This is a genomic window from Mycoplasmopsis agalactiae PG2 (genome assembly GCF_000063605.1).
Classification (GTDB): domain Bacteria; phylum Bacillota_I; class Bacilli_A; order Mycoplasmatales; family Metamycoplasmataceae; genus Mycoplasmopsis; species Mycoplasmopsis agalactiae.
On sequence record NC_009497.1, the window covers coordinates 284,019 to 306,742 of the forward strand.

The 22,724-nt window shown below is 29.4% G+C and carries 21 protein-coding genes; 9 read left to right on the top strand and 12 right to left on the bottom strand.

Annotation, left to right across the window (positions count from 1 at the left end; all coding sequences use genetic code 4):
* Window positions 1-5: 5 nt before the first annotated feature.
* Complete coding sequence (locus MAG_RS01300; RefSeq protein WP_011949421.1) at window positions 6-284, bottom strand: PTS transporter subunit EIIB; 279 nt, start codon at window positions 282-284, stop codon at window positions 6-8.
* Window positions 285-455: 171 nt separating this feature from the next.
* Between MAG_RS01300 and MAG_RS01305 the strand changes: the two genes are divergently transcribed.
* The 3 genes from MAG_RS01305 to MAG_RS01315 all read left to right on the top strand — a co-directional run bounded on the left by MAG_RS01305 (window position 456) and on the right by MAG_RS01315 (window position 4,216).
* Window positions 456-974 carry a variable surface lipoprotein gene (locus MAG_RS01305; protein WP_011949422.1) on the top strand — a complete coding sequence of 173 codons (519 nt, stop codon included), beginning with the start codon at window positions 456-458 and terminating at the stop codon, window positions 972-974.
* Window positions 975-1,314: 340 nt separating this feature from the next.
* Window positions 1,315-2,664, top strand: a complete 1,350-nt coding sequence (locus MAG_RS01310) for an FAD-dependent oxidoreductase (RefSeq protein WP_011949423.1) — start codon at window positions 1,315-1,317, stop codon at window positions 2,662-2,664.
* Complete coding sequence (locus MAG_RS01315; protein ID WP_011949424.1) at window positions 2,657-4,216, top strand: dicarboxylate/amino acid:cation symporter; 1,560 nt, start codon at window positions 2,657-2,659, stop codon at window positions 4,214-4,216. Before MAG_RS01310 ends, MAG_RS01315 begins: the two co-directional genes overlap by 8 nt.
* A gap of 80 nt (window positions 4,217-4,296) precedes the next feature.
* Here MAG_RS01315 and MAG_RS01320 read toward each other — a convergent pair whose 3' ends face one another.
* From MAG_RS01320 to MAG_RS01340, 7 genes are all read right to left on the bottom strand, one after another.
* Window positions 4,297-5,730 carry a DNA recombination protein RmuC gene (locus MAG_RS01320; RefSeq protein ID WP_011949425.1) on the bottom strand — a complete coding sequence of 478 codons (1,434 nt, stop codon included), beginning with the start codon at window positions 5,728-5,730 and terminating at the stop codon, window positions 4,297-4,299.
* 119 nt (window positions 5,731-5,849) lie between these two features.
* On the bottom strand, window positions 5,850-7,376 hold the full coding sequence (locus MAG_RS01325) for a S41 family peptidase (RefSeq protein ID WP_011949426.1): 1,527 nt from the start codon (window positions 7,374-7,376) through the stop codon (window positions 5,850-5,852).
* Window positions 7,342-7,932, bottom strand: a complete 591-nt coding sequence (locus MAG_RS04285) for a hypothetical protein (protein ID WP_011949427.1) — start codon at window positions 7,930-7,932, stop codon at window positions 7,342-7,344. Before MAG_RS04285 ends, MAG_RS01325 begins: the two co-directional genes overlap by 35 nt.
* Window positions 7,896-9,281 carry a leucine-rich repeat domain-containing protein gene (locus MAG_RS01330; RefSeq protein ID WP_011949428.1) on the bottom strand — a complete coding sequence of 462 codons (1,386 nt, stop codon included), beginning with the start codon at window positions 9,279-9,281 and terminating at the stop codon, window positions 7,896-7,898. Before MAG_RS01330 ends, MAG_RS04285 begins: the two co-directional genes overlap by 37 nt.
* 19 nt (window positions 9,282-9,300) lie before the next feature.
* Complete coding sequence (locus MAG_RS01335) at window positions 9,301-11,604, bottom strand: leucine-rich repeat domain-containing protein (protein WP_011949429.1); 2,304 nt, start codon at window positions 11,602-11,604, stop codon at window positions 9,301-9,303.
* A 25-nt stretch (window positions 11,605-11,629) separates the two neighbouring features.
* Window positions 11,630-12,148, bottom strand: a complete 519-nt coding sequence (locus MAG_RS04290; RefSeq protein ID WP_011949430.1) for a hypothetical protein — start codon at window positions 12,146-12,148, stop codon at window positions 11,630-11,632.
* Window positions 12,149-12,200: 52 nt separating this feature from the next.
* Window positions 12,201-13,289, bottom strand: a complete 1,089-nt coding sequence (locus MAG_RS01340; protein WP_011949431.1) for a variable surface lipoprotein — start codon at window positions 13,287-13,289, stop codon at window positions 12,201-12,203.
* Window positions 13,290-13,813: 524 nt separating this feature from the next.
* On the opposite strand from MAG_RS01340, the gene MAG_RS01345 reads away from it, so the two are divergent.
* The 6 genes from MAG_RS01345 (at window position 13,814) to tsf (ending at window position 17,678) form a co-directional block, all read left to right on the top strand.
* Window positions 13,814-14,404 (top strand): DNA adenine methylase, encoded by a 591-nt coding sequence (locus MAG_RS01345; protein WP_011949432.1) that lies wholly within the window; start codon window positions 13,814-13,816, stop codon window positions 14,402-14,404.
* Window positions 14,379-14,657 carry a DNA adenine methylase gene (locus MAG_RS04510; RefSeq protein WP_268952599.1) on the top strand — a complete coding sequence of 93 codons (279 nt, stop codon included), beginning with the start codon at window positions 14,379-14,381 and terminating at the stop codon, window positions 14,655-14,657. The genes MAG_RS01345 and MAG_RS04510 overlap by 26 nt, the downstream gene beginning before the upstream one ends.
* Window positions 14,657-15,031, top strand: a complete 375-nt coding sequence (locus tag MAG_RS04515; protein ID WP_011949434.1) for a DpnII family type II restriction endonuclease — start codon at window positions 14,657-14,659, stop codon at window positions 15,029-15,031. Before MAG_RS04510 ends, MAG_RS04515 begins: the two co-directional genes overlap by 1 nt.
* Before the next feature lie 19 nt (window positions 15,032-15,050).
* On the top strand, window positions 15,051-15,500 hold the full coding sequence (locus MAG_RS04520) for a DpnII family type II restriction endonuclease (RefSeq protein WP_011949435.1): 450 nt from the start codon (window positions 15,051-15,053) through the stop codon (window positions 15,498-15,500).
* A 275-nt stretch (window positions 15,501-15,775) separates the two neighbouring features.
* On the top strand, window positions 15,776-16,729 hold the full coding sequence (gene rpsB / locus MAG_RS01355; RefSeq protein WP_004024415.1) for a 30S ribosomal protein S2: 954 nt from the start codon (window positions 15,776-15,778) through the stop codon (window positions 16,727-16,729).
* Between the two features lie 52 nt (window positions 16,730-16,781).
* On the top strand, window positions 16,782-17,678 hold the full coding sequence (gene tsf / locus MAG_RS01360) for a translation elongation factor Ts (RefSeq protein ID WP_011949436.1): 897 nt from the start codon (window positions 16,782-16,784) through the stop codon (window positions 17,676-17,678).
* A gap of 38 nt (window positions 17,679-17,716) precedes the next feature.
* On the opposite strand, the gene MAG_RS01365 is transcribed toward tsf, so the two are convergent.
* From MAG_RS01365 to MAG_RS01385, 4 genes are all read right to left on the bottom strand, one after another.
* Complete coding sequence (locus MAG_RS01365) at window positions 17,717-19,594, bottom strand: S41 family peptidase (RefSeq protein ID WP_011949437.1); 1,878 nt, start codon at window positions 19,592-19,594, stop codon at window positions 17,717-17,719.
* Between the two features lie 18 nt (window positions 19,595-19,612).
* Entirely contained in the window at window positions 19,613-20,116 is a 504-nt protein-coding gene (locus MAG_RS01370; protein WP_011949438.1) for a dUTP diphosphatase, read from the bottom strand.
* A 347-nt stretch (window positions 20,117-20,463) separates the two neighbouring features.
* Window positions 20,464-21,828 (bottom strand): FAD-dependent oxidoreductase, encoded by a 1,365-nt coding sequence (locus MAG_RS01380; RefSeq protein ID WP_011949439.1) that lies wholly within the window; start codon window positions 21,826-21,828, stop codon window positions 20,464-20,466.
* Between the two features lie 107 nt (window positions 21,829-21,935).
* Entirely contained in the window at window positions 21,936-22,721 is a 786-nt protein-coding gene (locus MAG_RS01385; protein WP_011949440.1) for a Nif3-like dinuclear metal center hexameric protein, read from the bottom strand.
* Window positions 22,722-22,724 lie beyond the last annotated feature (3 nt).

Consider the following 22,724-nt stretch of genomic DNA (forward strand, 5'->3'; position numbering starts at 1 on the left):
CTCTCTTAATCTGATTTTTCACTATCTCTTTTGGCCAATTTGACTGTTTTAAGGCCGTATTTGACTTGTATATGATTATCGCCTACAAAATTTATGTTGCTTGCACCTGTTTCAATTAACTTATCTTCATTAACTAAATTTTTATCAACAATATCATATCTAAGCTTAGTTGCACAATTACGATATTTAGAAATATTATCTAGTCCACCTAAAGCTGAAATTATTTGTTTTGGTTGATTATATTGCTCATTATTAGTATCTATCATTTTAGTTTCTTTAGTCATAGTTATAACCTCTAATTTTTAGCATACTCAATTTTATTACATATAAAGCATAACTCTTATTTATGGAAGCAATTCCATAAATTCTGACTCTCTCTCTCTCTCTCTCTGGTTATTTATAACTCATATAAAATAAAGCTTTTAATTTTTAACAATAAATTACAAAGGAAATATATGAGAAAAACTAAACTTTTATTATTGACTTCACTATCTCCAATTATTTCATTACCATTTATAGCCGCAAAATGTAATACTGATGCAAAGTCTGAAAATATGAATAAAGACAAGTCAAAAAAAGACAAAATGACTAGTGAATTAACAAAAAGTAGTGAATCAAATCAAGATAATAATGATAAAAACACAAATATTGAAGATAATGAAAGAAACAACAATGTTAAAACTAAAAATGATGACAAGAGTAATAAATCATTAAAAGATAACAAAGAAAATGGTGAAATGAGTGAGAAAAACACTAATAGCGAAATGTCTGATATGCCTATAAAACAGCCAACAATGTCAAATTTAGATAGAAGACATGTTAATAATGTTGATGCATCAGGTTATGACATTGGCAGATGATATGACAAAATTAATGATGAGGACTTGAAAGATTTTAAAGAAGAGTTCCACAAAATATTAACTGACATAGAAGAGAAAATCAAGAAAACAGTAAAAAAAAAGAAACAAAAATAAAACAACTTGAGAGTCAATTTAATTTATTAAAATCAAAACTAGAGAAAAAAATAAATAAAGCATCATCTTGAGGCAGCGTTGAAACAATAGTTGATGAAACAGATAAAACAATTCAAGAAATAAAAAAACAAGCCATTAAATAAAACAATTTAATCTATATATTAATACACCGCACTGGTGTGTTTTTTAATATTTTGTATTTTTGCCTTTTTCAAGTGCAAAAACTATGCGAATTTATGAATCATTTACTTTCCTGTTTTTTTTACACAAAAATATTAAAAGTTGCATTTTTATATTATAATTAAGTCATAAATTGCATTTTTGCTATTTTGGAGAGTTTATGAGAGTAGTAATTATTGGTGCGGCAGCTAGTGGTATGACTATAGCTAGCAGAATAAGAAAATTAAGTAAAGAAACTGAAATTATTGTTTTACAAAAAGAAAAATATGTCTCATTAGGAGCTTGTGGATTGCCTTATTTTGTTGCTAATGAAGAGGTAAGTGAAAATGATTTATTAGCTAGAACTATAGAAGAATTTAGCGAGCAAAATATTATTATTTATCCAAATAGTACTGTAAACAAGGTTGATTCAGAAAATAAAGAAGTTTATTATGTAAGTAATAATAAACAACATAGTCTTAGTTATGATAAATTAGTTGTTGCAACTGGTGCTAAGCCTATAGTTCCTTCATTTGCTACTGTTAATAATAAAAATATTTTTACTCTTACTAGATTAGAAGATGCAGTTAGTCTAAAAGACAAGCTAAAAGATAAAAGTATCAAAAAGGTAGCTATCATTGGCTCAGGATTTATTGGTTTAGAAGCTGCGGAAATGGTCGCCAAACACAATAAAACAGTCATATTGGTCGAAAAGGCTTCTATGCTAGCTTCCAAAGTTTTTGATAATGAAATAAGTGAATTATTAGAGAAAGAGTTGCTAAAAAATAATGTAACAATTTACAAAAATTGTGCTTTAACTAACCTAAGCGAGAATGGCAATTCACTAACTCTTAGTTTTGATAATAATACGCAATTCGAAGTTGATTTAGTCATATTTGCAATTGGATTTAAGCCTGCAACTGAATTTTTAAATGATTCTGGACTAAAAATGCTTTCCAATGGCGCAATTGTAGTCAATAATCAAGGCAGAACTAATATAGAAAATATTTATTCCTGCGGTGATTGCGCTACTTCATTAAATAAGCTAACTAATGAAAATGGCTATACACCTTTAGCAACTATTGCTCGTAAGTTTGCTAAAGTAGTTGCTGATGATATATTAGGAATAAAAAATGAATTTGTTGGTCATATTCAAAGCTCTATAGTTAAGTCTTTTGATGCTGAATTAGCTTCTTGCGGGCTAAATGAAAATAGTGCCAAAGCTCTAGGTTATGACATTAAGACTGTGTTTATTAAAGACAAAGACCATCCAGGATACTATCCTAATCCAACACTGTTAGCCTTAAAATTAATTGTTAATAAGCAAACAAATACACTTCTGGGCGCACAAATGTATGGCTCTAATCTTTCAGTTTTAAGAATTAATTTTTTAATTAGTTTAATCTGAAACCAAATTAAATTAGATAAATCACTAGCACAAATTGATTTAGTCTACTCACCACCTTTTGCAAGAGTGGTTGACATATTCCATATTGCTATAGAGAAGCTTTTAAAGGAGAATAATGAGTAATAATGTTTTATTAGATAGGTTTTTAGCTATAAGTAGCTGACAGGCTGCTTTAGCAGTTATTCTATTTCTAGCTATCCAGATAGGACTATGATTTACATTTAAGCGCTTTAAATTAAAATTTATTTATAGAGTCTTAATTGGACTTGCAATTGGTTTAGCATTTGGAATAGTTGTGCAAGGAATTAACAAGTTCCCTGAATTTGGGCTAGTTGATCAGTTTAAGCCAGCAATTAAACATGGCGGGGAATTAGTAAAAGAGCCAAATCCAGGTTATCAAAAATGAGCTGAGCAAACTAATATTTGAGTTTCCTTAGCTAAAAATATATTTATTAATGGAATTTTATTACTTACTGCTCCAGTGGTATTTATCGCCATTTTTAGGGTAGTTTCGCGTCCTGGTAATAAAAATGTTGGTCGTATCTCGCTTAAAGGTGTTGCTTTATTATTGCTTAATACAGCTTTTGCCTTTATAGTAACATTTTGAATAGGCTATGCAATCAAAATTGGTGAAGGCTCAAATTTAAGTCTAGAGAATGTAGCTGATAAAAAATTACCAAAAGAAACTCAACCATTACCAGTAATAATTTGAGAATACTTACCAAGCAATATAATTAGCCCATGAGCTGGCACTATGGTTATTTCATTGATAGTAATAGCAGCTTTATTTGGCCATTCAGTAAAAATTTTGTCAAAGAAAAAGCCTGAGCAAATGCAAAAAATTAGAAACTTTATGGATGGTGCTTGAACTATTGTTTCATCTATATTAACTACTTTTATGAAAATTATGCCTCTAGCTGTTATGTCAATGATCGCTTCATCAGTTATAGCAAAACCAATTGGAGCTTTAGCAACAATTGGCAAAGTATTAGGAGTAGGATACTTAGGCTTAACAATTTCATTAGTTTTCTTAACACTGTTATTATTAATAAACAGAGTAAATGTAATTGCTTGATGAAGACACTGTGCCAAAATTTTAATTCAAGGTTTTGCAACTCAGTCTTCAAACGCAACACTGCCAATGTCAATGGAAACATTAAAAGAAGATGTAAAGCTTGATGACAGTGTTGTTTCAACAGTTACACCTTTATCAACCACAATGGGTCTAATGGGCTGTGCAGGGGTGCAATCTGGTGTAATAACTAGCTTATTATGAACAGGCACTAATGACACTGCGATTCATTCACAAGGCTTAGTAGTATTTTTCATTTTAGCACTGCTTATCACATTAGTGGCTTCATTAGGTATTAGCGGTATTCCTGGCTCTGCGACAGTTCTAACATCAGGCGTACTTAGCGGATTAGGTCTAGGCGCTTGATTTGGTCCAGTTTATGCAATTGTTGGTTCACTAGATGGCTTATTTGATATGGGAAGAACTGGAGTTAATGTAACTTCGGGAGCTGTTGTAGCGACTTTAGTTGCTAAAAATGAAGGGCTAATAAATTCTGAATCAAACATTCTTTCAGCTAAATTATTAGCAAAACAAGAACTTAAAAAGCAAGAAAAGCTAAATAAATTAAAGAGCAAAATGGAAGAGTTAAAACCTAAAGAATAATTGCCCAAAAAGTCTATAAAACAGGACTAAAAAAAACAAGTGAGTTATTAAAAACGCTTGTTTTTTTCATGCTCTTATTCTTAAACAATAGTTTCTTCAGCTTCATCATAATCTGATTTGCTATCAAGCCCCAATTTTGCTTGTTTTTTCTCCACATTTTCATTAATATCAACTTTAGAAATGCCTAGTGACTTAGCTGTTGTATTTATTTTCTTTGTAATTTTATTAGCGGTATTAACGACTGATACAAATTTGTCTCTAGATTTATCCAAATTGTCTAAGCCATCAATGACTCTTTTATAAAGCGTATTGTAATTTTTTTGCACATCTAGGAATATATCTTTTAGCTTTTCAATATTTTTTTCAACTTGGAAACTATTATTTTGCAATAAATATGAGTAAATAAAGACCATAATTATTTGTGGGCCTTGAATATAAACTTTAAGCTTATCCTGAATTTCAGTTACAAAATTCATATCTTGAATTAAGGTTAGGTAAACACTAGCAGAAGGGACATACATTAAGGCAAAAGGAGTTGTTTTTCTATCAGGTTTAATGTACTTTTCATTAATGCTTTGAGCCATTTCTTTAATGGCTTTCTTAAGTTCTTTAAGATGAGCTTCTTTTTCTGATGCACTTTTTGAATCTAAATATCTATCCCATTTTTCTTTAGGGAACTTACAGTCAATTGGAATAATTTGTTCAACTTCCTCATTTTCAGATCTTGACTTAATTTTCATTGCAAAGTCAACTGCTTCCTGATTTTTGCCAGGATTAATTTGATATTGCTTAAATCACAATCTATTTTTTTCATTTGGATAGTGCTCTTCCAGGATTTGCTCTAAAGTAAATTCGCCAAATTCCCCAGTTTTTTTGTTGTTTGAGAAAGTTCTGTTTAAGTCATCCACACTAGCTTGCATTTGCTCAAACTTAATCATTTCTTTACCAACTTTATCCATTTGCACTTGAATATTTCCAAATTGCTCTTTGATATGTTTAGTTAATGTATCTTCAAAATGCTTATCGATTTTTTCTTTAATATCATTAAATGATTTAGCATTATTTTCATTTATTTCTTTTAAATTTGAACTAACTGTTTGATTAAACTTTTTCTCAAAATCATTCAATCAATTATTTTGACTAACAAATTTGTTGTTTAACTCTTCAAAAAGCTGCCCCTTCAAATCGTTGAATTGGATTGCTCTTTCAGAATCTTTTTTATTAATTAATTCAGCTGTGTTTTTTTCATACTGAACTAGTTTATTAACAAAGGCTTCATTATTTTGGGTTAAATCTTTTATTAATTTATTTTCAAAATTATTAATTTTATCAACTAGCACATCCTTTGTTGAGCTGAATTTGTCATTAATATAAAACTTATCATCAGCACTTAACTCACTACTTACATTATTTTTTAAGCTTTTATTTTTAATAATAAATAAGGCTAAAATTGAGACAAGTAAGAGCACAATTATGATGCTTAAAGTAAGTAAAATTATATTTATAGCTTCCATATAACTCCTTTTTATTTTAATTATATATTTTTACTTTTTGCTAAAGCATATTTATCAATAAAACAGCGCTAGAAGAGCAAAATAAAAACTCAGCAATTTGAGTTTTTATCTTAGTCTTTCTACCTTAAGCCTGGGTTTTCTAACTTGTATTTAAATTCAACGAATCTGAATAATTCTTCATTTTTTTCTATCTTTTTCTGCATTTCATCTATTGAATCGGAATCTTTTAACTTGTTTTCTTCAAATGTTTTACTAAATTGCTCTTTCTTATACTCATCTTGAATGGTATTAAGAAGAACTTCAATATTATCGGCTACTCTTTTTCAAGCATTAGTTTTGATTTCTCTTTCATATTTATGATATTTATCATCGCCCTTTTCTTTAGATTCTAAATAAGTTTCAATAATGTCATAGTTGTAGTAAGCAAAATAAGGAATCTCAATATCAGGATCAATACCATCTTGAGTATAAGGCAAGTGTTCAGGCTTTTCTATTTTTTTATCAACTCATGATATTCAGGCATTATTAGATGAAAATTTAAAACTAGTGCCATCAGGAATAACAAGAGGTAAAATTGATCACATTCCACCGCCAGATTTATTGCCAATTATAGTTGCAAATTTGTTTTCTTTAGCAATATGAGTTAATAAATTCGCAGCACTGAATGTATCAACACCAGCTAGAATGTATCATTTATATTCGTTAGTATTATCTTTTTCATCATACTTTTTGTCATTGTTAATATCAACTCTAAATCTTGAATAATCTAGAATCCTATTAATTTTTTCATAAGTATAAAGCTGCTGATCTTTGCTTGATAAAAATCCAGCCACCTTTTTCATTGCAACAATTGCTCCACCATTAAGTGATAAATCTAAAATAATACGCTTAATAGAAGTATTTTTTTCTGAATGCTCTTTAATCATTTTCATGGCTTTGGACATTAAAATATAACTATCTTTAGTATGAGCATCCGGCTTGTTAATATCTTCATCACTAGCTACATTGAAATTATCAAGGTAGATAATTGCTATATCATTGTGAAAATTAACGAACTTATTCTTATCTCCTTCTAAAATGTCAAGACGAAGCTTACTTAAGGTATTAAGGTAATAGACAAATTCATTCACTCTTCCGCTTAGTGCCTGACCAAAAGGTTCAGCTCTATAGTCTGCTGGATGAAAGTATGAACCCGATTCAATTGAGCTGTGCAATTCATTTAATTCTTTGTAATAAAAGTCTGTATAAGCTCTACCATTAACAAGTGCATCTGTGCTTAGCATTCTTTCTTTGAGAGTCATCTTAGCTTCATTTGGATCAATTATGCCTGTGTCTTTTATGACTGTTTTAGAGAAGTATTCGTCAAAATCTTTAGCATTCTTTTTTTCTAAAAATTTCTCTTTTATGCCGTAAAAATTATCAAATAAGAATCTGAGGAAGTTGTATGTATTAATTCTTTCTTTAACTGTTTGCTTAGTATTATTACGGCTATTAGTCATAATTTTGTTGTACTCTTTAGGATCTGAGTCTTTATTAACAGTAACGGAAGTGCCTATAAATTTATCATTGTTAAAGTAAATATTATAGTAGCTTTGTGAGCCATAAAGCAGGTTAAAAAGGGAAAAAAGGCATAAAGATATTGCCATCTATTTCCTTAATACTCATGCCATATTTTCCTAAGTCAAGAGTGCTAAATTCTTCATTATCTAATCTAGTTACTTTTTGTTCTAATTCCTTTATATTTCTAGAATAATCAGTAGTTGAAGAACCACGCACTGGGAAAAAAGCTCCTGTTGTGTTCATTTTAATTACGTTTGATCTAGTATCATATATAGCTTTATTAGAGCCTCTAGATCATTCAAACACACCATCAGATACTTTGTTAATCTTTAATTCCGAAGTATTAAAAATTCCACTAAGTTTTGTCAAAAATTCATTGACATTGATATAAAGATCTTCAGAATCTTTATGTCTATATGCTTTTATTTGTTGATCTTTATTTTTATATTCATCAGAAAGATTAGTAAATGAATATGACTTATCAAACCTTAAGTCGTCAGCAACTTTGTTAGTTATTGAATGTCTGCTAAATGAGCTACTATCACATGAAGTTGAAATAGCTATTGGTAAAAATGAGAAAGCAGGAACAAGAAATTTAAGAAGTTTTATTTTGCTTTTTTTACTTCAACTATTTTTTCTCATTCGTTAGAACCATTTCCATTTGCTTTTAATTTTTCAATTAGTTTTTTCTTGGCTTCTTCACTTTTTACAAAGATTTTTTCTAATGAAGGGAATAATTCTTTGTTTATAACTACTTTATCAAACTCAGTTTTAGATGTAACATTTTTAAATTCATCATCATCTTCAAAAGTTATCTCTTTTAAAATTCCATTTCTTAAGAGCATAGATTTTAATGTTTTAGGTAAAGTAAGTTTGTCAATTTTAGATCCCTTAAACCCATCAAATTTCTCTAATGCTTTAGGAAGTTTTAGTGTAGTAATTTTTGTATTGTTAAAGCCATTTAGTGTTTTAAGCTTGTCATTAAACTCTACTGTTTCAACACTTGAATTATCAAAAACTTCAGATTCAATCACTTCTAGATTTTCGCCAAACTTAACCTTTTTTATATTTCTTGTTTTAGCAAAAGCACCAGATAAAATGTATTTATATTGATCAGGAATAACTAATTCACCCTCTTTTGATACACTTCTAGCCAATTCTTTAGATTTTTCAATTGTAATAGCTTCTTTGTTGATTTTATCTAAAATATCAGCTATAGATTTTCTTATTTCTGCTTCTTTCTTTTTGTATTCTTTGCCTACATTATTTTTAGCATTTTCAAACAATTTTTTAATTTGAGTTACTTTGTCATCAAAAAGATTACTTGTATTAAATTCTCTTTCAAATTTGCTAATAATGCTAGATTCTCTTAATAGATATGCTGCCCAAAGTTCTTCATCACTTTTCATTTCTAGTTTTTGTGCTTCATCAATTGCTTTTTGATATTCAGAAGTTCACTCAAGCAGATTTTTAAAATAGTGCAGATCACCTTCTTTATTTGATTCAGCCTTAGCAATTGAATTATCTAATATTTCAATTGCACTTGGTTTGGTTAATTTTGCTTTAGATTCTTTAGTGGCTTTTAGTGCTTTATCAAAATCTTTTTTAGCAAGTTTTTGCTTTTCTACTTTTGAAAGTGCATAGTAACTATCAATTTCCTTAATTCCAGCCTTTAATTTTGCAATAGCATCCTTAACTTCCTCGGCTGTTTTTGCATCATTATGAGCATTCACAGCAGCTTGAATTACTTTGCCAGATTGCTTGAAGGCATAATCAGTATGGTCGCCAAGATAGTGATTACGTTTGCTTGAAGCTTTAGTTATTTCATCTTGAAGCTCATCTTTTAGCTTTTGAAGTTCTGCTGCAACTGGATCGATATTTTCAGTACCAGGATTATTAGAATCTTTTTGGGCTTTATCCTTATTATCACAAGCAGCTGCTATTGCAGGAAAAGTTAATATTGGCAAAAGCACTAATCCAAACTTTTTCATATACTATTTATCTCCTTTATTAATTAACATTAGTTTTATCAACCAATTTAATTAATTGGTTAAAATCGTCTTCCTTCATATCATTTCATCATTTGCTCTTAACTAGATATTTACTATAAACTTCGATTTCTTCTAAAGCGCCTCAGTGCGATTTGCTTATATCAGTAAATCTAATAAACTTTGGCAAGATTAACTTTTTAATCTTGCTTTCATGAAAACCTTCAAATGATTCTAAGTTTTCAGGTAGTTTGATATCTTTAATTAGTGTTTCATTAAACCCACCTACTTTAATTACCTTTTCAGGAATTATCAATTCGCTAATGTTAGTTGAGTTAAAACCATTTATCTCAACTAAGTTTTTAGGTAACTTAATTTTAGTAATATGTGGATTGTATTTAAACGCACTATTAGTAATAACTTCTAGTGATTCAGGCAAAATAACTTCTTTAATTCCAGACTCTTTGCCTGAAAAGCCACCAAGTACTTTTAAATGACTAGGCAACTTAATTTCTTTTAATCTGTTATTCGAAAAAGTGCCGTCATGAATTATTTTTAGTGTTTCAGGTAGAGTAATTACTTCAACATTAACTAGGTTTTCAAAACCAGCTAATTCAGTTAGTCCTTTGTTCAATCTAATTCTATTTAATTTAGAGTTTCTAAATGATTCTTTATGAATAACTTTAAGTGATTTTGGTGTTTTTAATTTAGTAATTAAAGTACTTGCAAAACCGCCCAAAGTCTCTAATTTACTAGGCAATTTGACTTCTTTAAGCTCTGTTCCATCCAAAGTATTTTTATGAATTACTTTAAGTTGCTCAGGCAGTAAAATATTTTTAATTTTAGTGCCAGCAAAACCACCAAAAGAGTGAAGATTCTTAGGTAAATAAAGAGTAGAAATAGCACTATAATCTAATGTTTCAGCTCATATATCTTTAAGTGATTCAGGAAGAGTAATTTCTTTTATATTTCAGTTTTTAAAACCACCAAAAGAAATTAATTTTTCAGGCAATATTAATTCATTTTCTTTAGCCTGTGGCACTCTCAAATCTAAAGTATTAGGTTCAATGTGTAATAAGTTTTTAGGCAAGTTAATTTCAGAAATAGCTGTTTCAGCAAAGCCACCAAATGAAACTAAAGAATCAGGCAGAGTAATACTATCTATTAAAGTTTTATCAAAAGCGTTTTTTGAAATAGATTCAAGTTTTTGAGGCAGCTTTAGCACTAAAATGCTAGTATTTTCAAAACCACCTAATTTTTTAAGTGATTCTGGTAAGTCAATTCTTTTAATACCTCTTGATTCAGCAAAAGCATTAGGCTTTATTTCAATTAGTCCATCATTGAGTGTCAAGTTATTAATATTAGATTTTTTAAAACCACCGAGCACTTTTAGTGAATTAGGAAGCTTTAATTCAGTTAGATTAAAGTTTAAAAAACTTTCATCTAAAATTTCTTCTAATTGGTCATTAAATTCAATTTCTTCTAAATTATGTAGAGTATTAAATCCTCCTAAAACTTTTAAGTTTTTATTAAATTTGAGTTTTGTTATAGGAGTTTCGTCAAATGAGTTTTCATGTATCTTAGTTAAAGTTTCAGGGAAACTTAATTCTCTAATGCTTGTAGCTTTAAAGCCACCTAATTCAGTTAGCTTATCTGGTAATTTTACAGTTGCAATCTTAGTATTATCAAATGAACCTTTTAAGATTTTGCTAACACTTTGCGGAATATCTAAGTTTTTAATAAATGTATTAGCAAAGCCACCCAAAACTTGTAGATTCTTAGGTAAAGTTATGCTGTCTAAATTAGTGTTATCAAAAGCACCTTGATCTATTATAGTAATAGCATCATGAAATTCTACTTTTTCTAAATTGTAAAAAGTGCTAAAAGCATTTTTGCCAATTTTAGTAAATTCAGCAGGAATTTTGACTTCTTTTGAATTTCTGTCAAACTTTGCTAAAGCTTTTTTGGCTGTAAGAACAGAAGGGTCCTTTTCTTCCGGATCTTCCTGTTCTACAGCACTATTAGTATCTTTAACATATTCTTTTAATTCTTGTTCAGCCTTATTTTCAATTTGTTTAACTTGCTCAGCTACTTTATTTAGTGCTCTTAAAGCTTGTCTGTCGCTTCAAAAATTTGAAAGATTATTTTCATAGTTTTTAATAAGCTCTAATGATTCATCTTCTACTGATTCAAGCTTTAGTCTATGAAGGTCATAGAGCACTTTAGTGCTAGGTTCATAATTGCCACATTTTGCAGCAATTAAGGGAGCTGCAATAAATAAAGGAGCAATAAAAAGATGTCTTTTTAAGTATTTTTTTGCTTTCATTTAGTTCCTCTAAAGGGCTTTGAATTTATTTAGCTTTTTTCTCAATTACTAGTGTTCCTGAGATTAATTTTGACGAAGCACTTGCTTTAATTGTTACTTTTTTGTAAACGTCTTGTGCATTGTTTGTAGTTGCTGTGCTGTCCTTTTCAGCTTCAATTTTTTCAATGTCATTCTTAGTTATTTTTTCTAGTTCCTTAACCTTTTTTAGTAGCTTAACAGCTGATAGACTAGCAAAATTACCATCTTCAAATTCTTCTAAAAATTCTTTTACAAAATTTTCATCAAGTTTAAGTTTGCTTAAATCAACTTTCCCATTTTGGACAGAGTTGCTTTTATTTTTGCTAAGTGTAAATTTACCTTCAAGTCTCTTTGAATCTTTTGAAGCTGTTATAGTTATTGTGCCATTGCTTTTATCAATCTCTAAATCAAAGTCATCATCTTCTAAACCATTTTTAAATAAGTTGTTTAGAGTGAATCAAACACTAGTCTTACTTGAATTATTCTCTTCATCATTTTTTTCATCAAATGATGCAAGAAGATTCATCTTTGTTTTTTCATCAAAATTATAGGTTAATAGGTTAATTTTTATTGAAGCACTATTTTCAAATAGAAACTGTACCCATAATTAGATCAGAAGTTTCAGAAGCACTTATAACAAGTTTTCCTGTGTCGAATTCAACTTTTACATCATCAGTTTTAAGTGTTACTAATCCAGGTATCTTTTTTAGAATATTTACAACATTAGATGTATTTGGCTTGTATTTGGCTTCTGATTGAAGTTCCTTTTTAATATCTTCAGTCATAACCATATTCAACATTACCTTAAATACAAAGTTTAATGTACCAGTAAATTTAGCTGATGTACCTTTAGCAGCAATGGTTAGCTTGTTGCTTTCTTTTTTAATTTCAACATCCTTAGAATCTAAATCTTTTAATTCAAGAAGTTTCTTTAGAACACTAACAATGTCTTCTGTTTTAAGTTGGCTCTTTGTTGTTTCAGTTTGTAACCCCTTTTTAACTTCTTCAGTCAAGGTAATATTATCTAATTCTGTCTTGCTTGAAATGCTTAGTTCGCCCTTAATAACTTTTGAATTTGGAGCTGCTTTTACAGTCAAAGTACTATCTTTGAATGAAACTTCAAAGTCACTTTCAGTTAGTTTAGCAAAATTATTATCTTTTTTAAGAGCAGCAAGAACTTTAGCTTTATCTGGTTTTTCTTTAGCTTCAGCTTTTAAAAGTTTTTTTGTTTCACCATTTACTTGAACTTTAGATAAGTCAATAACTACATCTGGTGTTTGTTTTTGAGCGCTATATTCATATGTTCCTAAAACTAATTTTGATTCATTATTAGCTTCAATAGTTAATTTATTGTTTTTAAATTCAACTTTTGCTAAGTCAGATTCAGTTAGGTTTTCTAAGCCTTTTTCTGTTTTAAGAGCAGTAACAACTTGTGCTTTTGTCACACCATCTTTAGCCAATTTATTTAATTCCTGTTTAACTTTGTCACTTAATTTATCAAGTTCAACTTTTACAACTTGGTTTTCAGTTGTGTCACCAGGGTTACCTGGATTAATTGGATTTTTGTTATCTTTTTCACTTGTATCATCACATTTAGCAGCAATAAATGGAATTGCACTAAAAACTGATAGTGATCCAAATGATAGTAACAATTTATTTCTTTTCATAATGTATCCTCAATAATTTGTTAAATATTAGGATAAAAAAATATCCTTCGACAAGAGGGATATTAAAAATAAAGATCGAGATACGCACGAATTACCGTGATCAACTCATAGGTATAATCTCAGCCTTTTACAGCACCCTTGTCAATTAAAATTATATATTATGTATTAGTTACAATATTTTGTGCAAATATTTATGAAAACAGAGCATCATTACTTTTCATCATACAAATGTGTTAGTATTGTTTTTTGCACTATAAAATAGTATTTTTGGGAAATTTACAGAATAAATTGGAATTTCAAAAGATTTTGCACAAAATGTTTGGAATGAGATTTGACACTTCAATGTTCTGTTTAAGAAAATTGCTAATAAAGCACTGAATAAATTAACAAATTATTGTTAAGTATATTTCTAAAATACAAAATATACACAACAAAAATAGCATTTTAGATATACATTAAATAATCAAGTAGTAACTGAAAATTTATCTATTTAAAAACATCAATTTTATTAGTAAAATTAATGTATGTCATCATCAACTACTCCAAGTCCTTTTGTAAAATGAGCAGGCGGAAAACGTCAGTTATTAGATGAAATTTTAAACAAAATTCCATTTAAATTTAATAATTATTATGAGCCTTTTGTTGGTGCAGGAGCTCTATTATTTTCGCTTAAAATAAACCAAGTTAGTTATATAAATGACATTAACAAAAGTTTAATTCATACCTATAAAATAGTCAAAGACAGTCCAAATGAATTGTTAAATAAGCTAAGTGAATTAGATAATAAATTCACTTCCAAAAGTGATTATTATGAATGCAGAAATCTTTTTAATGAAAAGATTCAAAATGGTAAATATGATGTTTTACATGCTGCATTATTTATTTACCTAAATAAGCGCTGTTTCAATGGTCTATATCGAGTGAATTCAAAAGGATTGTTTAATGTACCTTTTAATAATAAAGAAAACATAAGATCATTTGATAAAGACAATATTTTAAAAGCAAGTGAATGATTACAAAACAAAGTTATAACAAATACGGATTTTGAAATGGCTGTTAAAACTGCATCAAAAGGTGATTTTGTCTTTTTTGACAGCCCATATGCAACCACTTAATAACAGTACATTTACTTCATATACAAAAGATGGATTTACTTTAGATGATCATAAAAGATTGGCTAAAGTATTTAAAGAATTAGATAAAAAAGGTTGTTATCTAATGCTTACAAATCACAACACTGAATTAATTAGGGATTTATACAGAGATTACTATATCACAGTCATAAAAGCAAAAAGACTAATTAATTCTAATGCAAGCAAAAGAGTAGGGGGAAGAAGTTATAATTACAAATTATATAAAGGAAGTTAATGAGTAATAAAATTGATTATTTTGTTGAAACATTATTACCAACAAACAAAAACTATGCTTATTTTGTAAATTGACAAAATGTTAAATTGCCAGAACAATTAGAAGTAGAATTTAATGCTTTAAATTCATTAATATCTAAGGCCAATAATTTTGACGACAGTTTTATTACCTTACTATCAAAGCTCCCATCTGTTGTGCAGACTTTTCCATTTTTATTAGCATTATCAAAGCAGGATAGAGAACATTTAGTAAACAGACACACAAAGTTAGAAATATTTGACAACGAGAATCAAGTTGTCAATGACATAGAATTTTTTGTAGCTCAGGATAAATTGTCCTTTGATGAAATAGAAAAATATCTTAACTTTTTTTAAAAAAACAGGACTAAAAAATTTGTTTACTGACATTTTAAAAAGAAATGTAATAGACTATTTAACAGGGACATTGGTCGGTTTAGATACACATGGTCGAAAAAATAGAAGTGGTCAAAATTTTCAGGTACTGTGTGAAAATTTAATAATATCAGTAGCATCAAAATACAATTTAACTTTCTATAAGCAAGTTAGATTTAAAGACATAGAAAATGACAACTTAAAGTTCACTGATGGATTGCATAATAAAATAGCTGATATTGTATTAGTTAAAAATGGGAAAGCATTAAATATTGAATTAAATTATTTTGAAACAGGTGGCTCAAAGCCAAATGAAATAATAGAGAGCTATATAAACAGAAAAAACGAACTACGCGAAACTGGTAACTATTTCATTTTAATTTCAGATGGATTAGCATGAAAACAAAATTCACATAACCAACTAATCAAGCATTTGACAACATTGAAATAGTAAATTATCACGTTGCTAAATCAAGTGAATTTGAAGAAAGAATTAAGCAAATTTTTGTTCTTAATGAATCTGTTACAAGTAAGCAAAAATTCGAACAATTTTTTAGTCAAAATTGCCTTATTTTTTGTGTTTTGCTTTATAATTAAAAAGAATTTTTAATTAAATTTGATATCAAATTATTACACTATTATGGATTCGCTTGGGTGTGCCTGGAGAAAGGGTGCTAGGCGTTAGAAGTAATGGGAAGATATAACAAACTAAAGGAATTTTATTTTATGGAAAACGAAAACTTAAAAGTTGAACAAGCTACTACAGCTGAAAATAATATGGCTGAAAAAGCTGATGATTCAAAAGCTTCAAAAGAAGTTAAACCTACTATTGTTTCTAGAGAAAAATTATTAGAAGCTGGCACATATTTTGGTCACAAAAAGAGTATGTGAAATCCTAAAATGAAGGAATTTCTATACCCTCAATCAAAACGTGGAATGCACATGATTAACACAAACGTTACACTACAACGTTTAGAATTTGCTTACAACATTTTAAATAAATTTGTTGCAAAAAACCCTAGAACAACATTCATTTTTGTTGGTACTAAAAAACAAGCTAAAGACACAATTAAAGATAATGCTTTAAGAACTGGCAGTTTCTATGTATCAGAAAGATGGCTAGGTGGTACATTAACAAACGCTTCTACAATTTTCAAAAGAGTTAAAGTAATGGAAGAATTAGAAGCACAAGCTGCTAAAAAATTCCAAGGCTACACTAAAAAAGAAGGTCTTATCAAACAAAAAGAATTGGACAAATTGCACAAAAATCTTGATGGTATAAGAAAAATGCAAAGTCTTCCTTCATTTATGATTGTAGCTGATCCTAATGTTGATGCTATAGCAGTTAAAGAAGCTAGAAGCAAAGGTGTTAAAGTTATTGGTATTTTAGACTCAAACTCAAACCCTGATGCTGTTGACTTTGGTATTCCTGCAAATGATGATTCAGCTAAAAGTATTACTTTAATTATGACAATCCTAGCTGATGCTATTGCTACAGCTCGTGGCGGAAAAGCTAAATTTGCTTACCAAGGTGATGACAAAGTTATATTGCCTGAGTTCAAAACTGACAAAACTTTAAATCCAAGATTTATGAACCAAAGAAGAAGTTTTGAACAAAATAGTGCTGAAGGTGTTAAAACTGTAGAAAAAACTACAACAAGCACTGAAGTTGCTGAATAATTCAAATAAAATAATATTGTAGTATTTTTATAACAACTAAAGAGGTAGTATTATGGATAAAATGGCTCTAATTAAGGAACTTCGTGAAAGAACAGCAGCCGGAATGTCTGACTGTAAAAAAGCACTAGAAGTTTCAAATTGAGACGTTGAAGAAGCTATTTCATTTTTAAAGAAAAATGGAAAAATTAAAGCAGCTTCAAAAGCGAATAGAATTTCAGCAGATGGACTTTTAGTTGAAGCAGGCAATAATGAAAGAGCAGTTTTAGTTGAATTAAACTGTGAAACAGACTTTGTGGCACATGGTGAAGAGTTTGTGGCATTAGCAAACACTGTTGCACAAACAATCGTTGCGAATTTTGAATTAGTTAAAGAAAATGGTGCTGAAGCAGCTTTAGCACTTAAATTAGCTAATTCAGAAGAAATACTAGCTGATGCAATTTCATCATACAGCGCTAAATGTGGTGAAAAAATCGAATTAAGACGTTTTGTTTTAATTGATGCAGGTACAAACCAATCAGTTTCAACCTTTGTTCACATTAACGGAAAAATTGGTGCAATTATGCTTACAGAAGGTTCAGATGCTGAAGCTGCTAGAAATGTAGCTATGCACCTAAGTGCAATGAATCCTGAATATATTTTTGCTGAAGATATTCCAGGCAGCGTATTAGAAAAATTTGCTTCAGAATTCAAAGAACCAGCAGGCTTTAGTGACAAACCTGAAAAAATCCAAGAAACAATTAGAAAAGGCTTTGTGGACAAAAAGATTTCTGAAGTTACACTTCTTTCACAAAAGCTTATTATGGATGAGTCTAAAACAGTTCAACAATACCTAAAAGAACTCAAATTAAGATTAATTAAAGCAATAAGATTTGGTCTTGGTGAAGGTATTGAAAAAAAAGAAACAGACTTTGCTGCTGAAGTCGCTGAACAAATGAGCAAGTCAATGTAATTAATAAAATAAAAAAAATAGCCAAGGCTTTTTCCTGGCTATTTTTTTGCTATTAGCTCAGCTAAAGCGTTATCATTATAAAAGTCTTCGTAATTTAACTGGTTTTCAGCAGGCACTTCAAAACCGTTTTCGACTGAAACATAGTGCTTTTCGTCTGATTTTGTAACAATTTTAGTGTTTGAGCTAACAACAATCATTGTCCCATCCGAAAGCACAATTGGAATAATAGCACAAGCACCACCACCTGTTTTTTGTCCAATAACTTGCACTTTTGAACTAGATGGACTTAATTTATCAGCTGCTGTATAAGCTACTAAAGCATTAGCAGCACTAAAACTTAGATTGCTAGTTAATAAGAATCATTTATAGTCTTTATTTAAATACTTTTGCGGTATTTCAGCTCTATAAACTGATTCTTCTAGCGTTTTAGTGAGCGTATTATAAGCATACGAATAAGCTTTCCTGTCCTGCTTTCCTTTAATTAGGCCAATTAGTCTATACAGTGCAGCAATATTACCACCACCATTTTGTGAAATGTCTAAAATAATATTACTTATTTTAGAGTGAGTTGCTAACTCCCTTCTTTCAATCACATCAAGCGCGTATTTCATTAATTCAAATGAATCGGCCATATAATGCTTTTCAGGATCACCAGTAAGCTCTTCTGCTGAAATAGTATTAAAGCTGTCCAAAGTAATAACAGCACTCTTATTATCAGGTAAAAATCTTACAACAGGAGTGTTGCTTTCAATTATTGCAGGTCTGCCATTATATTCACCAACTTTTAATAAACGTCTTGAGCCAATAGAATCACTAAATACTGCTTTATCTCTAAGATTACCTAGTTTAAGTTTTAGCTCATTTGCGTTTAGTCATCTTGATTTAAAATCTGGATTAACTTTTTCTCTATATTCAAGTAGTGACTTATCCACTAGACTTTTAATAAATTCGCCATCTGAATAGTCTAATGGTGCATAGTAATTAAATTGTCTTACTGAGGTGTGTAATTCATTAATTTGGCCGTGTAAGGCTTTAAAATAGCCTTTGTTGTAAATTAAAGGGTTTTTGTTAAGTATATCTTTTTTAATGCTTGGATCTAATCAACTTTCAAAGCCAACTTTGTCAAACTTTTTCTCTTCAGCAAGTCCATAAAAATTATCAAAAACGAATCTTAATGACTGAAAGGCATCTTGTCTTTGAGCAGCTGTTTCAGGAGTAAATTTAAATTTATTAGTTATTTCGCTTAATGCTTCTGGTGTTGTTCTAATAGTTGTGTCTATATCAACACCATAGTATTCTGAGCCGTTAAAGCGCAAATTATAATAGTTTTGGCTTAAAAATAGTAAGTTGAAAACAAATAAAGGAATTATAGGCTCTTTGTTTATTGCATGGACTTTTCAGTTATATTTTTTTAAATCAAACTTAATGCTATGTGGCTTACCATCAATATAGCTGCTTTTAAATTGCAACGGTGTTAAACTATGCATAAAGCCTAAGGTTTTTTTGCCACTTAGGATGCCAAAAACTCTAGGATCACTAATTTCAATTGTGTCATTTTCTCAGTCAAATTTTAATGTAGCACCATTAGCCCTATAAATTTGATAATTTTGTCTATGCAAGAAATTATAAGGGGGTTCTCCCATTTGGATTAAATCAGTATTTACCACACCGTTTAAAGCTGAAAGAGCCTGTTTTACAGATACATAAGGAATTCTGTTATTATTAAAATAGTAAGTGTCTATGCCTTCTTTACCAATATGTTCATAGTATTGAACAGCATTAACAAAAGCATGTCTATTAACAGTATAGTTACCTTTAGTATTAACTATTTGGTTATTTACACACTGAGCCGCAATAAAAGGAGCAGTGACTAATGGAAGGCCTAATGACATAAATTTATTAAATGTTTTTTTCACAATTGCTCCTTTATTTAATTAGTATCGTTCTTTTATTCTTTCGTAGTTTTTCTTGTTTTTCACATAATATCAGTGAATTATTTCATCTTCTGAATAATTTAATAACTTAGCAACGCCAAGGGCAATTGCTAGCATTTGCGCTATAACATATTTATTTAAATTATTAATTGCGCTACTGATTGTACTAAACAATAAACAAATTTGTCTGTTTACATTGTTAGATAATATTAGAGGTTCAATATCAGGTTCGACATTATATTTGTATGCAAAAGAGCCAATAAAATGAAGTATATCAGCAAATTCTTCTAAAGCTTTTTCACGGTTGACTGTTTTGTTTGCTTTTCAATATTTAAACGATTGAACTTCATTAGCAAATTCAGCAGTTTCTACCAAAGTTGCTAGCAATTTCATTTCATCAAATTCAGCTTGAGTTATTTTACTGTTTGAAGCATCAACATCATTACGATTGATAATTGCTTTATCTAATTCTCTTTGCATTTCAAATATTTTTTTTAAATTCATGGCTAAAAGTATAAACAATTCCTATATATAGTTAAATAATAAAATTTTAAATTAAGCATCTTAATTTATGAGCAAAAACTTTGCTTATTATGTAAATTTTATACTTTTTAGTGGGCATAAGGTAAATATATTTTTGTGTGTGAGCTAATCTCTAAATTTAGAAAACTAGCATTAGTTAAAAGGTAAGCAAAATAAATTTTAATCAACTTACTAAAAACAAGTTTTTGTGTTCTGGTTCAAAAAACAAAACATCCCTTGAATGCTGTTTTATAGGCTAATAAGCCAATAAACAAAAGAAGCTCATCAAGATAGTGATGATGCTTCTTTATAGTTGTCAATTACTATTATTAGTATTTGTAGTCAATTCCTAATGCTTTTAAAATAGGAACTAAAACGAAGTTAAATGGCTTGTTGAAGTGTGGCAAGAAGTAAACGTCAGTAAGAGCAATTTCAGGAAGTGTTAGTCCTTTTTGGATAGCTAGAGCTAACATGAAAATTGTTTCAGTGTGGATTGAATTTCCTCATGAGCCAATTTGAGCTCCAACTAATTTTAGTGTCTTTGTGTCATAAACGATCTTACATGCAACTTTTTCTGATGTACTCATAAATTCTGGACGGTCAAAGTCTTCAAAGTATACACTAGCTACATCTGTAAGCCCGTTTCTTCTAGCAGCTTCTTCGGTGAAACCTGTACTTGTGTAGTGGCAACCAAAAACATTAATAGCATTTGTTCCAGCAACACCTGGGAATGGTACATTTAATCCTGCAATGTGTAGTGCAGCTACAACACCAGTTTTAACAGCATTTGTTGCTAAAGCAACGTGAGAGTGGTTGCCTGTTACACTGTGTTTAATAGCTGATGAATCACCAATTGCATAGATGTTTTCATCGCCTAAGATTTGTTGGAAGTTATTTACTTTAATAGCACCATTAGGTAATTTTTCAGCATCAACCATTTCTGTTCTTGGTCTAAAGCCAACACTCATTATTACTAAATCAGCAGCATGTTCGCCTTTGTCAGTAACAACAGATGAAACATCTTTTCCGTTAGTTGATTTAAATTCTTTAACCATTTCGCCAAGTGCTAACTTAACACCTTCATTTTTAATATTAGTTTCCATAATATTTGTAAATTCAGGGTCAAAGTAGTTTCCAATAACTCTAGGGTTGTTGTCGATTAAAGTAACGTTTTTGCCTTTTTGTCAAAATGCTTCTGTAAGTTCATTTCCAATATATCCAGCGCCAACTACAACAACATTTTTAATTTTGTCATTGTTTGCTAATTCAACTAAGTGTTGAGCGTGTTGGAATAATTTTGAAAGAACAATATTATTGTATTCAATACCTGGAATCTTAGGTTCAATTGGTCATGTACCACCAGCAAATACTAATTTGTCATAAGTATCTGTAAATTCTTCACCAGTTTTTAGATTCTTAACAACTACTTCTTTTTTGTCTTTGTTAATTTTAATTACTTCATGTTCAGTTTTTAAGTCAACACCATATTTGTCTCTTAAAATTTCAGGAGATGAGTAAAATAGACCATCTGGTTGACTAAATTCACCACCTACTCAAACTGCTATACCACAACCTAAAAATGACACATTTGTGTTTCTGTCATAAGCTGTAATTTGCACGTCTTTATTTACGGTTTTAACTGTCCTGATAAATGAAGTTCCTGCGTGGTTTGCTCCCACTAAAATAATCTTCATATAAGTCCTCCAATTTAATATAGTAAAAAAATTTTAAACTTTATTTAATACTTAAAATTAAATATGAAAAAATAATATGTAAATGTGCAAAAAATATAAAAAAGAGCCTATAAATTTCTATAAGGCTCGCTTTTTATTTCTACTAGTGTAATTGTAATATCTCTAAAATTACTGCTTAATTGATTATAAATATCATAAATAAACACTTGCTCGTCTAAATGACTTATTTCTAGTATTGGAATTTTAAGTTCTTTGTATGTTAGTCAGTCACTTCATTTAATATCACTAGTGATAATTAAATCATATGTGCAATCAACTTTGCTTATTTCGCTTATTGCACCAGAACCTGAAAAAACTGCAATGTTTTTGATAATTTTGTTTTTTGATTCGTCAAAATCAATGTTAGTGCGCATTTGGTGCAGATTCAATTTTTGGTTAATAAGCAAAACTAATTCTTTAAATTTAAAATTGACATTTTTAATTGCTATCGGATAGTTTGAATTTTCAAAATGGGCTATGTTTTGCTCTAAATCAAGCATTTTTGCAATTTGAAAACTAGTGCCAAATTTATGATTGTCATAGTTGGTGTGCAAGCATAAAACATTAATACGCTTTTGTTTAAGAGTTTTTAAAATTTGACTTTTATAAGGAGCATTTATAAACTCTTCTTCTCAGGTTTTATAAAACTTAAATGGATGATGGGTAATAATTAAATTTGCATTTAAGCACAGAGCTTTTTCTAATATTTCAGAAGTTAAATCAAGAGCAACTACTATGCCATTTATCTTTTCACTAAGGTTAAATTTTAATGATCAACCAGCAGGATCTCATTCTTCCTTATTTTCCAAAGGATACTGTTTTATAAGGTAATTCGTAATTTTTCTTATTTGCATTTA